This window comes from Acinetobacter sp. ACNIH3 (assembly GCF_002918965.1).
Classification (GTDB): domain Bacteria; phylum Pseudomonadota; class Gammaproteobacteria; order Pseudomonadales; family Moraxellaceae; genus Acinetobacter; species Acinetobacter schindleri.
This window is the reverse complement of record NZ_PQLP01000038.1, coordinates 14,242-27,146: the sequence shown is the minus strand read 5'-3', so window position 1 is coordinate 27,146 and position 12,905 is coordinate 14,242. Positions and strand designations below refer to the sequence as shown.

12 protein-coding genes and 2 pseudogenes are annotated in these 12,905 nt (G+C 41.6%); 11 read left to right on the top strand and 3 right to left on the bottom strand.

Going from position 1 to position 12,905, the window contains the following annotated elements:
• The 3 genes and pseudogenes from C3420_RS13105 to C3420_RS13095 form a co-directional block, all read right to left on the bottom strand.
• On the bottom strand, positions 1–484 hold a 484-nt coding region (locus C3420_RS13105; RefSeq protein ID WP_146048163.1), incomplete at its 3' end, for an SWIM zinc finger family protein.
• A 264-nt stretch (positions 485–748) separates the two neighbouring features.
• A pseudogene (locus tag C3420_RS13100) lies at positions 749–1,711 on the bottom strand (IS481 family transposase).
• Positions 1,712–1,814: 103 nt separating this feature from the next.
• Positions 1,815–2,906 (bottom strand): ATP-binding protein, encoded by a 1,092-nt coding sequence (locus tag C3420_RS13095; RefSeq protein WP_002058158.1) that lies wholly within the window; start codon positions 2,904–2,906, stop codon positions 1,815–1,817.
• 198 nt (positions 2,907–3,104) lie between these two features.
• Here C3420_RS13095 and C3420_RS13090 point away from each other — a divergent pair, with 198 nt between their 5' ends.
• The 11 genes and pseudogenes from C3420_RS13090 (at position 3,105) to glmU (ending at position 12,898) form a co-directional block, all read left to right on the top strand.
• The gene (locus C3420_RS13090) at positions 3,105–3,407 is read left to right on the top strand and encodes a helix-turn-helix transcriptional regulator (RefSeq protein ID WP_044111704.1); all 303 of its coding nucleotides are present in this window, start codon (positions 3,105–3,107) and stop codon (positions 3,405–3,407) included.
• Positions 3,408–3,471: 64 nt separating this feature from the next.
• Positions 3,472–3,660, top strand: a pseudogene (locus tag C3420_RS13085) (type II toxin-antitoxin system HipA family toxin); the annotation flags it as partial.
• 115 nt (positions 3,661–3,775) lie between these two features.
• Positions 3,776–4,012, top strand: coding sequence for a VF530 family DNA-binding protein (locus C3420_RS13080; RefSeq protein ID WP_004647809.1), 237 nt, complete (start codon positions 3,776–3,778; stop codon positions 4,010–4,012).
• 799 nt (positions 4,013–4,811) lie between these two features.
• Positions 4,812–5,777, top strand: coding sequence for an alpha/beta hydrolase (locus C3420_RS13075; RefSeq protein ID WP_004814183.1), 966 nt, complete (start codon positions 4,812–4,814; stop codon positions 5,775–5,777).
• Between the two features lie 369 nt (positions 5,778–6,146).
• Positions 6,147–7,658, top strand: a complete 1,512-nt coding sequence (locus C3420_RS13070) for an aldehyde dehydrogenase family protein (protein WP_004814181.1) — start codon at positions 6,147–6,149, stop codon at positions 7,656–7,658.
• Positions 7,659–8,016: 358 nt separating this feature from the next.
• Complete coding sequence (gene ribBA / locus C3420_RS13065; RefSeq protein WP_004895820.1) at positions 8,017–9,132, top strand: bifunctional 3,4-dihydroxy-2-butanone-4-phosphate synthase/GTP cyclohydrolase II; 1,116 nt, start codon at positions 8,017–8,019, stop codon at positions 9,130–9,132.
• Positions 9,133–9,151: 19 nt separating this feature from the next.
• Positions 9,152–9,622 carry a 6,7-dimethyl-8-ribityllumazine synthase gene (ribE, locus tag C3420_RS13060; protein ID WP_004895821.1) on the top strand — a complete coding sequence of 157 codons (471 nt, stop codon included), beginning with the start codon at positions 9,152–9,154 and terminating at the stop codon, positions 9,620–9,622.
• Positions 9,623–9,626: 4 nt separating this feature from the next.
• Positions 9,627–10,076, top strand: coding sequence for a transcription antitermination factor NusB (nusB, locus tag C3420_RS13055; RefSeq protein ID WP_004814175.1), 450 nt, complete (start codon positions 9,627–9,629; stop codon positions 10,074–10,076).
• 20 nt (positions 10,077–10,096) lie between these two features.
• Complete coding sequence (gene thiL / locus C3420_RS13050; protein WP_005220336.1) at positions 10,097–11,014, top strand: thiamine-phosphate kinase; 918 nt, start codon at positions 10,097–10,099, stop codon at positions 11,012–11,014.
• The gene (locus C3420_RS13045) at positions 10,992–11,513 is read left to right on the top strand and encodes a phosphatidylglycerophosphatase A (protein ID WP_005220337.1); all 522 of its coding nucleotides are present in this window, start codon (positions 10,992–10,994) and stop codon (positions 11,511–11,513) included. Before thiL ends, C3420_RS13045 begins: the two co-directional genes overlap by 23 nt.
• A gap of 20 nt (positions 11,514–11,533) precedes the next feature.
• The gene (glmU, locus tag C3420_RS13040) at positions 11,534–12,898 is read left to right on the top strand and encodes a bifunctional UDP-N-acetylglucosamine diphosphorylase/glucosamine-1-phosphate N-acetyltransferase GlmU (RefSeq protein WP_004895827.1); all 1,365 of its coding nucleotides are present in this window, start codon (positions 11,534–11,536) and stop codon (positions 12,896–12,898) included.
• The last annotated feature ends 7 nt before the right edge of the window (positions 12,899–12,905 follow it).

Here is a 12,905-nt window from a genome sequence, read left to right as displayed (position 1 = left end):
CATCAACTGTCAATTTCTTTAAGCTGACAGACTGATCTAGCAGGTAAATTAAATAATTGTTTGTTTTGACAGATTGCTCTGGTTCAGTCTGTTGTAAATACCGTTTAAAATCATTCAACCAGCGCTGTGCCTGATCATCCCCACGTTGGCGTTTTGCGATTCCCTGCGGGGATTGAGAGTCAGCATAACGCTGTTGAAATTCCTGACGATATTCTTGAAAGAATAACCGCGCTAAAGCAGCAGCATGTTTACAGTTATATCCAACCGGACAAGTGCAGTCGTCATCGATTAAACGGTCTTTTTGGGGATTATAGGTAATCGCGGTATCGTAATAATCTGTCCCTTCAATTTGAGCATACATCGTGACATCATCATTTTCCTCAAAAAACTCAATTGTTTCCCTATCAATGTGCTTAGCATAGCTCAGACTACGATGAAGAGTTGCAGTACTAAAGCGAGATAGAAAATTGATCAATGACGACATGATTACCAGACACTAAAAATGTTTATACAATTATAACGGACAAAGCTGTCATTTCAGAACAGTAGCCGAACTGCTCAACCTGAGCACAGATTCGACTCACTCAATAGGAATATTGTGAATAAAGACAATCAAATTCGAGAAGTTAAACAGTTCATTGAGATCGAAAATATCCTGATAGAAAGTGATCATTTCTTCACAACAGTTAATTTTAAACCAAATGGGGTCAAAAGTTTTAGCATTGTTTCTATGTGTGATTCATAGAGATCATTTCAATTTAGCGATCTCTAGATCCATCTTGTAATTGGCATGTTGAATCCGTTCATTTGAGGGGTTGTATTGCTTCTGGACTTCATCTGAGAAAGGAGTTTCTTCACATAATTCAAAGTACCTCTCCATCGGTGTTTTACCTTTCAACGCTGAATGTGGTCTCATCCAGTTATAGTAATGCTGCCATTCGGCTAGCTTGTCTTGGATATCCTCAGAATTGATATCTACAGTAGCGTAGAACTCAGATTTATCAGTTTTTTGTGAACGCTCTACCTTGCCATTCAGATGAGGTGAACCTGGTTTATTTGGCCTAAATTTGATTCCATGCTGCATCATTTTTTTCTGTACTTTTTCAGCAAAGAATTCCCGCCCACGATCGGTCTGTATTCGCTGTATGGGAAAAGGCATTTCTTCAATTACGCAGTCTAAAAAGTCGAGAGTATTCGCTGCTGTTCGGCGTTTATATATCCTTAAAACGCGATATCGTGTGCAGTCATCGATAGATGTGTACTGATATAGTCCTGGACCCAGTTTACAGGTATCCATTTGAATTCTATCGCCTGGTAATGGGCGTTCATAACGAATGAAATCTGCTTTACGACGGAATTTTTTAATCGGTTTGACTTGATGGGTGGATAGTACTTTATGGATAGTCGCTAAGGACAACGAGACTCCGTGCAGCCTCATCAATTCTGTTTGCAAACGTCGAGCACCAAAATTTCTAGCTGAGCGCATTTCTAATATTAAGGCTTTTAGCTCAGCATTGATTTTAGTATTTGGCGATTTTAAGGGACGTCTACTCTGGCTACTTAATCCATCAATACCTTGCTCAGAATATCGTTTCCACCACTTGCGTAACGTTGGTCTAGAAATGCCACATCTCCGACAAACTAGGCCAGCATCATTAGTCTCTTCAAATAATTTAACTCATACGAGTCTTTGTTGAATTTCTCTGTTCATAGACACCCATTATATTGAAATAATGTCTATGAATAAAATACTTAAATAAAAATTCTCCGACAAGCTCAGTACGGTTAATTTTTATCCAAATGAGTTTTCAAAATTATGCTTCATCCATAATCCATTCTTTAAAAAGAGCATCCTCGATTTCATAAGTACCATTTTCTGGTTTAAAAATAATTTGTTTTTTTGATAAAGAACGTAGGGCCGATTGAATACTTGATACCGCAATGTTATCTACACCAATGGAATCAGCCAGATGTTGTCTAAATTGACTACTATAAAGTTCAACTTGTGATTCCGCTATGGCTTTTAAAATTAGCTGTTCTAATAACTTAAACTCTCCCCATAATCCCGAAAAGTCACGATGCCCCATTGTATCGGCTATAAGCTGTTCCTTGGCAAAATCTATAGCCAGCATTGGGTTTAAGGCTAAACGCTCCACTAATGATCTTGCTAGTTGAGGACTTTGCTTCATATCTAAAAAAGCGTGCCATAAAATTTCTTTATTCAAACTACGTCCTGTTGTCTGATTAAATACATCTGCCAGATGATCTGTAAATGCTTTTGTTAGATTTGGAAAAGGTAAATTCTGTCCATAATGAAAAAAGGGAGCACTACTCACAGAAAACATTTGTCTCAGGCCTTCTCGACTTGAACCAGTAAAAACTACCTTTATTGTTTCTTTATGCATATCTAAAGCGGTACGTAAACTGGCAATCGTGGTTTTATATTTTGAACTAGCTAAAGCCTGAATCTCATCAAGTAACAGTAAAATAGGTTTCCCCTGCTGAGCCAGTTTAGTAATGCTAGACAAAATACTGGAATTCACTTGTCCTTGTAGAAGTGTCACTTCAGCTTTTACCCCTGCCACCTCTGTACTTAAAGAACCAATATTTTTAATCCAATGTGTGGCTTTCCCCATTAAGCCATTTTGTTTTGAAAACTCATCAAGAGCTTTTACAAACTGCCCTTCACTATGCAGGCCTGCATCTAAAAAACTGAAATAAAAAACGCGCCATCCAAGCTGTTCTGCTAGGGGCGTAATATCTTTTCGTAAAAATTCAGTTTTTCCCATCCGGCGTGGGGCAAAAAAAGTCAGAGAACTAGCTAGTCCAGTCTCAAACATGCCTAAAATTTGTTTCGCCAGTTCGGTACGTGGAAAGTGCCAAGGGTCATTGGAGATGGTCATCATTTTAATTACTCGGCAATGATTTATTTATTACCATAGATTGTATTAGATTCCATTAGATTGTAAATGTCTAATTAGATTTCTTTAATCTAATAGGATCTAATCAGGCCAATAAAGCACCTTCTTACCGATCAACTGTTTATTTTATAACTCCATTATTTTGTGGTTTAATAGACATATATGGACATAAGACCCAATATTATGGATTTAAAATTCATAAAACCTGAAGAAGTTGTTGGATTATTATGTGAGAGGCTTCGTAAAGAACGACTTTATCTGGAAATGACTCAGGCAGATGTTGCTGCACGTGCTGGTATTGGTGTGAATACAGTATCCAATCTGGAAGCAGGTCGAAATGTTTCATTTGAAAATTTAGTACGCGTTGCCATGGTCCTAGGCCGATTACAAGAATTAGAGGAACTCTTCAAACCTAATTTAAACAGTGTAGATGATATTCTTCGCTATGAGAGCAATACGGCTCGCCAACGTATCAAAAGGAAATAAATCCATGCTCAAAAAACTTAATGTTTACTACAATGGATGGGGTGAATATTGGCTTTAGGGTACACTGGTCTCCTCAACAGCAATCACAGGTCGACCATTAATTGCCTTTGAATACAGTGCTGAAGCGATCCGTAAAGGTTTAGAGCTTTCCTCTTACCTACTTCCATTAAAAGGTGACCCATTAAGAAAAAACTTTCCTACACAGCAAATGGGATTACCAAGTCATATATATGATGCATCACCCGATGGCTGGGTGTGCTCCAGAATTTTGGTGGCTATTCAGTCCATCATTACTTACATTCCAACTCTCTAGTTTTCCAACTAGCCCAGGTTATAATAATGGCCACCCAAAATACGATTGATCTATTATGAACAACTCCAATGACCCTTTACACGGCAAAAAACTTGCTGACATTTTGGATGAATTATTGGATTACTACGGTGGCTTTGAAGGTTTAAGTCGTAAAATTGAAATTAGATGTTTTTGCATAGACCCAAGTGTTAAATCATCATTGCGATTCTTGCGTACCACACCATGGGCACGTGAAAAAGTAGAAAGCTTATATTTGTACGTCTTACGCCAAAAGGCAAAACAGAAACCGTAGCCCCAGGCAACACCCCCTCTCATTATAAAATTATACCAGTCAGTAAAACACCTTTAGATTAAGCATGTGTATGTTGGTTATTATTGTTGATTATCAAAATAAATTAGTTACCAAAAATCAAAGTACCCCACCCTACCTTAAATTACACCACACAAAATAAAAACTCTATATAACTGTTATATATAGAGTTTATTAAAATACCAATTATGTTATTTAGTGTATTTTATGTCGGTGACTCTTGCCAAGGTTGGGGTCGCGAGTTCGAGTCTCGTTTCCCGCTCCAAATTCTAAAAGCCCTGATCGAAAATTGGGGCTTTTTTTATTTTCAGCTTTTGGCCAGGTTAAAGTTAGATGCCTAGTTGAATATCTATTTCTCTGGGTATTTCCACAATCCCCTACTTCAATTAATTTATTGATTTAAAAAATAAAAATTTTTCTTCAATCTGCATCCATAATTTTAGCTTCGCTATACAAAATTACATGTATTAGGAAGGTGCGTATCATACATGGCGCCTTTCTACACTCCAATGTGGTCTGAGCACAAGCGCATTCTACTGATTAGATCATACTCTTTTTCTGTTTTTCTAGCCTTATATTTACCAGCAAAATAACAAACAAGGAACTTATAGATATCTTTTTCAGTATAGAGAAACCTTGTCTCGCATTTATTCCATCCCGATGAGCTGTTTATCTTTAATTTCAGGTGATCAGTTCCTCATTAGAAAATACTGTTTTTTTATTTGACGCTAGTGTAGAAATATCTAAATATAAAATCTGAACAAGAAGTTAAGAGAAAATAATGACAACAAAGATAGAGGTAGATTATCAACCCGATATTTTAGGGGCTGGCTATGAACAGGCCACCTTAGATCTTCCGAATGATTATGAAGGTCAGGTGGTGGCGACCCTCGTTCGCAAGAAAGCCGCTAAACCGACTAAAAAGGCGGTGCTATATATCCACGGTTTTATCGACTATTTTTTCCAGACTGAAATGGCAGAGCGTTTCAATGAGCAGGGTTTTGACTTTTATGCGCTGGACCTACGTAAATATGGCCGCTCCTATTTGCCGCATCAGAAGTACTATAACGTTCATAGCCTGTCAGAATATGATGCAGAAATTACTCAGGCACTGGATATTATCGGTCAGGAAAGTCATGACGCCGTGCTGCTTTGCGGACATTCAACGGGGGGCTTAACCACAACCTTGTATGCAGCACATCATCCTGATCATCCCCTGATTAAAGCGCTCTGGGCAAACAGTCCCTTTTATGATTTCAATATGAGTCGTCTGGAAAAGAAATTTGCCATTCCTCGAATGGCAGCAATGGGCAAACGTTTTCCAAACTTGCTGTTCCCAAGTCGTCTTAATAAGTGGTATGTCCCGAGTTTGCACGCCAGCCATCATGGTGAATGGAACTTTAACCTCGAATGGAAAAAAGTCCGTTATCCCATGGTGCGTTTGAGCTTTGTACATGCCATTCATGAGGCGCAAAAAGAACTGCATCAAGGTCTTCAGTTAAGCATTCCTGTCCTGATCATGCATTCGCATCAGACGACTTATCCACGAAAATTTAATCGTCATGCACAAAGCAGCGATGTGATCCTGGAAGTGCAGGATATGATTCAGCATGCCAGCAAAATATCGGGCGATGTCACCTTGTGCGAAATTCATAATGGCTTGCATGACCTGGTACTGTCAGAAAAAGCGGTACGGGAACAGGTCTATCAACAGCTGTTTGAATGGTTACAGACCAAAGGACTTTGACCAGTTCATAACCCTCATTATTTGCAAGATAGCGGGAAGGAAAATGATAAATGACCTTCCCCAAAATTTGCTCAAAGATTTTTCATCAAGCAGGTATTAATTGTTATTTTTTAGCAAGCCTATATGTGCGAAACATCATGTTTTAACGCCTTAAAAATTTAATCTATCCAACCTAGTAAATTGATTTTTATTAAAAATAACAAAATCCCCTTACCCCCGCTTTGTTACCTTTTGTAGCACGCTTGTAAACCCTCGACATAGCGTCAGATTTGCTCTTTATATTAGCTATAACTATTCATTCCAAGATGAGTCTTCGTCTCTCAGCTTTATTTCTCTCACAGCTATAACAATCAATGAAAGGACAAAAATATGCGCTATGCAGATCCAAATACTGACGGTTCAAAAATTCAATTTAAAGCACAATACGAAAACTTTATTGGCGGTAAATGGGTGCCGCCGGTCAAAGGTGAATACTTTGATAATATTTCCCCAGTCGATGGCAAAGTTTTTACCAGAGCACCACGCTCCAGTGTAGAAGATATTGAACTCGCACTCGATGCCGCCCATGCCGCCAAAGCCCAGTGGAATAGCTCATCACCGACCACACGTTCAAATATCCTGCTCAAGATTGCCGATCGTCTAGAGGAAAACCTGGAATTGCTCGCGGTGGCAGAGACCTGGGACAACGGTAAACCGATTCGTGAAACCCTAAATGCGGATATTCCATTATGTATCGACCACTTCCGTTATTTTGCTGGTTGTATTCGCGCGCAAGAAGGCGGCATTTCAGAAATTGACGAAGACACCATCGCCTATCATTTCCATGAACCCCTCGGCGTTGTCGGTCAAATCATTCCGTGGAATTTCCCAATTCTCATGGCCGCATGGAAACTGGCTCCGGCTTTAGCTGCCGGTAACTGTATTGTGCTGAAACCAGCAGAACAAACCCCTGTCAGTATTTTAGTGTTGGTTGAACTGATTCAGGATCTTTTACCACCTGGTGTACTGAATATTGTTAATGGCTATGGGGTCGAAGTCGGCCGTCCACTGGCGACCAACCCTCGTATCGCAAAAATTGCTTTTACCGGTTCAACCGCAGTCGGCCAATTGATTATGCAATATGCGACTGAAAATATTATTCCTGTGACCTTAGAGCTGGGTGGTAAATCACCAAACCTGTTCTTTGCAGATGTGATGGATCAAGAGGATGAATACCTAGATAAAGCCCTGGAAGGTTTTACCATGTTTGCCCTCAACCAAGGAGAAATCTGTACCTGCCCTTCACGTGCACTGGTACAGGAAAGTATTGCCGACAAATTCCTGGAACGTGCAGTTGAGCGTGTCAAGCGCATTAAAACCGGTCATCCGCTGGATACCGACACCATGATTGGCGCACAGGCATCGCAAGAACAGCAGGATAAGATCTTGGGTTGTATCGCCACAGGTCGTGAAGAAGGTGCTCAGGTCTTAACAGGTGGTGAAGCACGCCATGAAGTAGGTCAAGGCTTCTATATTGAACCGACCATTTTTAAAGGCACCAATGACATGAAAACCTTCCAGGAAGAAATTTTTGGACCTGTACTTGCCGTGACCACTTTTAAGGACTTTGATGATGCCATTAAAATTGCCAATGACACCATTTATGGCTTAGGTGCTGGTGTCTGGTCGCGTTCAGCCCATACCTCTTATCGTGCCGGCCGTGCGATTCAGGCAGGTCGCGTCTGGACCAACTGTTATCACATTTACCCTGCCCATGCGGCATTTGGTGGTTATAAAAAATCAGGGATTGGACGCGAGAACCACAAAATGATGCTCGATCATTATCAACAAACCAAAAACTTGCTTGTCAGCTACTCGACCAAACCCGCAGGTTTCTTCTAATTCCTGTCTAAGCAAAAGCGAACTTCAGTTCGCTTTTTTATTGGCTTGGTAATTTTATCTTAAACAAAAAAATAACCGTCCCTCTATCCCAATAAAATCATAAAGCTATCCAAAACAAGTATATATCCCTCTATGATAAGTATTGATTTTTTTAATATTTTCAATTGGATAAAAAAAATACAAAAATTAAAAACTTCCATATAAAGTCGGCTTTCTTTGCCGAAAAAGACTGTGTATAACAATGTTCAGTTTAGGGAAATCAATAAGCATAGGCAAAATTGCTCAAAAAGCGTTAGACTATGCAACCAATAATGTCATGATTCGGTCTGAACAAGATCAAAAAAGAAGGTGAAGGTTGATGCCGCTCAATACAGTTGAAGAGCTTGTAGCAGATATCCGTGCAGGAAAAATGGTCATCCTGATGGATGATGAAGATCGTGAAAATGAAGGCGATTTAGTCATTGCTGCCACGCACGTGCGTCCTGAAGACATCAACTTTATGATCACCCATGCTCGTGGTTTAGTGTGTCTGACTTTAAGTAAAGAGCGTTGCCAACAGTTGAATCTTCCATTGATGGTAGATGCTAATGGCGCTCAACACGGGACCAACTTCACATTATCGATTGAAGCAGCTGAAGGTATTTCTACCGGTATTTCACCTGCAGAGCGTGCGCATACCATTCAAACCGCTGTGGCGGCTCATGCTAAACCTACGGACATCGTACAGCCTGGTCATATCTTCCCATTGATGGCACAGCCAGGTGGTGTCCTGCACCGTGCAGGTCATACCGAAGCAGGTTGTGATTTGTCTCGCCTTGCAGGTTTAGAGCCAGCATCGGTCATTTGTGAAATCATCAATGAAGATGGCACCATGGCACGTCGCCCAGATTTAGAAGTATTTGCTGAAAAACACGGCTTGAAAATTGGTACGATTGCTGACTTGATTCATTATCGCATGACCAATGAGCAAACGGTTGAACGTTTAGATCAGCAAACAATTGATACCGAATACGGTACCTTTGATCTGTATCGTTACCGTGAATTAGGTAACCCGGATATTCATGTGGCACTAGTCAAAGGCGAGCCGAAAGAAGGCGTAACGACTGTACGTGTCCACGGCTTTAACCCGACACGGGACCTATTAAAACTGAATAAACAGGACGGCGAACCGGCTTGGAATTTAGACAAGGCACTTAAAGAAATTGCAAGCAGTGATCGTGGTGTCTTGGTATGGATTGGTCAACGTCATTTACAAGATCTAGGTCCTGCGCTTGATACTTTAAAAGCACCCAAAAATGTGAAATCCAATGCTGCACTGTCGCAGCAGTATCAAACTATTGGTGTCGGTGCACAAATTTTGCGTGATCTAGGCGTAGAAAAAATGAAACTGCTGAGTTCACCATTACGCTTTAATGCATTGTCAGGTTTTAATTTAGAAGTGGTGGAATACATCACCGCACAACACACATCTTAAGATAAGAATCGAGGTTATTATGGCTGTTCGCCGTATTGAAGGTATGTTACATCTCGCGAACGAAGACCGTTATGCGATTTTAGTTGGTCGTTTTAATAGCTTTGTTGTTGAACATCTGTTAGAAGGTGCCGTTGATACATTGAAACGCCATGGTGTATCAGAGGATAATATCACGGTCGTTCATGCACCTGGTGCCTGGGAACTTCCAATCGTTGCAAAAAAATTAGCAGCGACTGGTAATTTCGATGCCATCATTGCTTTGGGCGCTGTGATTCGTGGTAGCACACCGCACTTCGATTTCGTGGCAGGTGAATGTGCCAAAGGTTTAGGCGTAGTTGGTCTGGACGCTGGTCTTCCTGTCATTAATGGCGTACTCACTACGGATAGTATTGAACAAGCGATTGAACGCTCTGGAACAAAAGCAGGCAATAAAGGTAGTGAAGCTGCCTTGACTGCGATTGAAATGGTTAACTTGTTAAAGGCTATTTAAGGCTATGTCGCAAACACTTCAAGCAACTTATGCTGCAAAACGTAAAGCACGTCGTTTTGCTGTACAAGGAATTTATGAATGGCAAATGAGCCACAACCCTGTGCATGAGATTGAAGCACGTACACGTGTGGACAATGCCATGCACAAAGTGGATCTTGGCTATTATCATGAATTGTTGACTCAAGTGGTTGCCAATCATGAAGCATTGGATGCTTTGCTTATCCCTGTGCTGGATCGCGAACTTTCTGCACTTGACGGTGTAGAACTCGCAACACTTCGTTTAGGTGCGTATGAGCTCAAAGAACATCTTGAGATTCCATATCGTGTCGTTTTAGACGAAGCAATTGAGTTAGCTAAACATTTTGGCGGTGCAGACAGCCACAAATACATCAACGGTGTATTAGATCGTTTAGCGACAACTTTACGTGCAGCAGAAAAACAACAAGCAAACTAAGTTTTAAGTAGATTTGTTGTATGGCTGAGTTTTCGATTATCGACACCTATTTCAATCGTAAGAATCAAGATTCTGTCGATTTAGGGGTCGGTGACGACTCAGCCTTGCTCACTCCCCCACCTCACCAGCAATTGGTGATTTGTGCCGACACCTTAGTTGCGGGTCGACATTTTCCTTTAGATACGAACCCACATGCCATTGGCTGGAAATCCGTTGCCGTCAATTTATCTGACATTGCCGCGATGGGCGCCACACCGCATAGTATTTTATTGGCATTGAGCTTACCCCAAATTGATCATGCTTGGCTCAAAGGCTTTAGCCAAGGGCTATACGACTGCTGCGATCAATTTGGCGTGCGTTTAATTGGTGGTGATACCACGCAAAGTCCACATCTGACTCTATCTGTCACAGCACTGGGCTGGGTCGATACAGGCCTTGCTGTACCACGTTCAGGTGCCCAAATCGGTGATCTGATTTGTGTTTCAGGTACGGTTGGCGATGCGGCATTTGGCTTAAAGCATTTAGGTCATGATCTACAAAAACGTCTGGATTATCCAACGCCACGTTGTGCTTTAGGTGCTGCGCTTAAAGGCCTGGCCAATAGCATGATTGATGTCTCAGATGGTCTTGCACAAGATTTGGGACACATCCTTAAAGCATCAAATGTCGGCGCAAAGCTGCAACTTGAAAACCTACCACTAAGTACTGCCCTGCACGCCTTAAATGATGAACAAAAATGGCAGTATGCATTGGCGGGTGGCGATGACTACGAATTATGTTTTACAATAAGCCCGCAAAATTATGAAAAATTATTGCAAAAACAACTTGATGATTCGATTAGTATAATCGGCACAATTCAGCAACAGCGCGGCTTAACTTTTGAAAAAGATGGCGTAGATCATTTGCTTCAATTTAATGGGTATCAACATTTTGCATAAACCTTCAATCAATTTTAAAGCCATGTCATGGACCGACCGTTTTATTGTGTTCTGTGGTGTTGGTTTTGGTTCTGGCCTATTACCGAAAGCGCCGGGTACGTTTGGTTCAGCTTTTGCCTTATTGTTTATTCCGCTATGGCTTGCAATTGGTCTATCGAGCACCATATTAGCCATTATTCTAATGTCGCTCATTGGCATCTATATTTGCGGGCATACGGCTAAAGTCATGGGTGTACATGATGATGGTCGCATTGTGTGGGATGAATTTGCAGGTCAATCCATTACCTTTTTGCCTTTGCTCTATCTAAATGAAATGAGCTGGATGTGGGCATTGGTCGGTTTTGCTCTGTTCCGTTTATTCGATGTCTGGAAGCCCTGGCCGATTCGTGTCATTGACCGTCAAATTGACGGCGGTTTCGGCATCATGCTGGATGACATTATTGCTGGCCTGTGGGCGGCCCTTTGTATTTTGCTTTATTTTTACTTCACTGTGGCATAAGCCATATTTAGGATTAGAACATGTCAACGACTGTGATTATTCTTGCTGCAGGTAAAGGAACCCGTATGCGTTCCAGCTTACCGAAAGTATTACAACCCCTTGCAGGACGTCCTTTACTGGGTCATGTCATTGAAACGGCAAAAAAATTAAACGCAGATAATATTATTACGATTTATGGTCACGGTGGTGACCGGGTTCAGGCTGCTTTTGCAGAGCAAGAGATTAAATGGGTAGAACAGGCTGAACAGCTGGGTACCGGCCATGCAGTGCAAATGACCTTGCCTGTCCTGCCACAAGACGGCGTTTCGCTGATTCTTTCCGGCGATGTGCCGTGCATTAATCCTGTAACCTTGCAAAAATTACTCGATGCTACTGCAGAAACCGGTATTGGTCTGGTGACGCTTACCCTGCCGGATGCCAATGGTTATGGCCGTATCGTACGTGAACAAGGTCAGATCCAGGCCATTGTTGAGCACAAGGATGCTTCTGAAGAACAACGTCAAATCAAGGAAATCAATACCGGTATTTATGCCGTCAGCAATGCCAAGTTGCATCAATGGCTACCACGTTTAAGCAATGACAATGCGCAAGGTGAATATTACCTGACTGATATTGTGGCGATGGCTTTGGCAGATGGTATGCAAGTTGCATCTGTAGAACCAGAAATGGCTTTTGAAGTTGAAGGGGTAAATGACCGTGTGCAGCTGGCTGCTTTAGAACGTCAGTTCCAGGCATTTCAGGCCAAACAGCTGATGCAGCAAGGCGTACATCTGATTGATCCAAGCCGTTTTGACTTGCGTGGCAATTTAACTGTCGGTCAGGATGTCCGCATTGATATCAACGTGATTATCGAAGGTGATTGCGAGTTAGGTAACAATGTTGAAATTGGCGCTGGCTGTATCATCAAGAACACCAAGATTGCAGCGGGTACCAAGGTGCAGCCATATAGCATTTTCGATAGCGCCATCGTTGGGGAAGATACCCAAATTGGACCTTTTGCACGTTTACGTCCAGGGGCAAAACTTGCCAATGAAGTTCACATTGGTAACTTTGTTGAAGTTAAAAATACCACGATTGGTCTAGGCTCTAAAGCCAACCACTTTACCTACCTGGGTGATGCTGAAGTTGGTGCAGGCTCAAACATCGGTGCAGGGACCATTACCTGTAATTATGATGGTGCCAACAAATTTAAAACAATTATTGGTGATCAAGCCTTTATTGGCTCGAACAGTTCATTAGTGGCACCTGTGAGAATTGGTAACGGTGCTACAGTCGGTGCAGGCTCGACGATTACCCGTGATGTGGAAGACAACAGTTTGGCAGTAGAGCGCTCTAAGCAATTTGCCAAAGAAAACTATCCACGTCCGCAAAAAATCAAGAAATAAGGGGAAC

Bases quoted from the DNA above. Each gene is read 5' to 3' on its own strand.
- C3420_RS13080 (WP_004647809.1), top strand. From the start codon at position 3,776: ATGAACAACTCCAATGACCCTTTACACGGCAAAAAACTTGCTGACATT.
- ribBA (WP_004895820.1), top strand. From the start codon at position 8,017: ATGCCGCTCAATACAGTTGAAGAGCTTGTAGCAGATATCCGTGCAGGA.
- glmU (WP_004895827.1), top strand. From the start codon at position 11,534: ATGTCAACGACTGTGATTATTCTTGCTGCAGGTAAAGGAACCCGTATG.
- C3420_RS13095 (WP_002058158.1), bottom strand. From the start codon at position 2,906: ATGATGACCATCTCCAATGACCCTTGGCACTTTCCACGTACCGAACTG.
- C3420_RS13070 (WP_004814181.1), top strand. From the start codon at position 6,147: ATGCGCTATGCAGATCCAAATACTGACGGTTCAAAAATTCAATTTAAA.
- C3420_RS13045 (WP_005220337.1), top strand. From the start codon at position 10,992: ATGGGTATCAACATTTTGCATAAACCTTCAATCAATTTTAAAGCCATG.
- ribE (WP_004895821.1), top strand. From the start codon at position 9,152: ATGGCTGTTCGCCGTATTGAAGGTATGTTACATCTCGCGAACGAAGAC.
- thiL (WP_005220336.1), top strand. From the start codon at position 10,097: ATGGCTGAGTTTTCGATTATCGACACCTATTTCAATCGTAAGAATCAA.
- C3420_RS13090 (WP_044111704.1), top strand. From the start codon at position 3,105: ATGGATTTAAAATTCATAAAACCTGAAGAAGTTGTTGGATTATTATGT.
- nusB (WP_004814175.1), top strand. From the start codon at position 9,627: ATGTCGCAAACACTTCAAGCAACTTATGCTGCAAAACGTAAAGCACGT.
- C3420_RS13075 (WP_004814183.1), top strand. From the start codon at position 4,812: ATGACAACAAAGATAGAGGTAGATTATCAACCCGATATTTTAGGGGCT.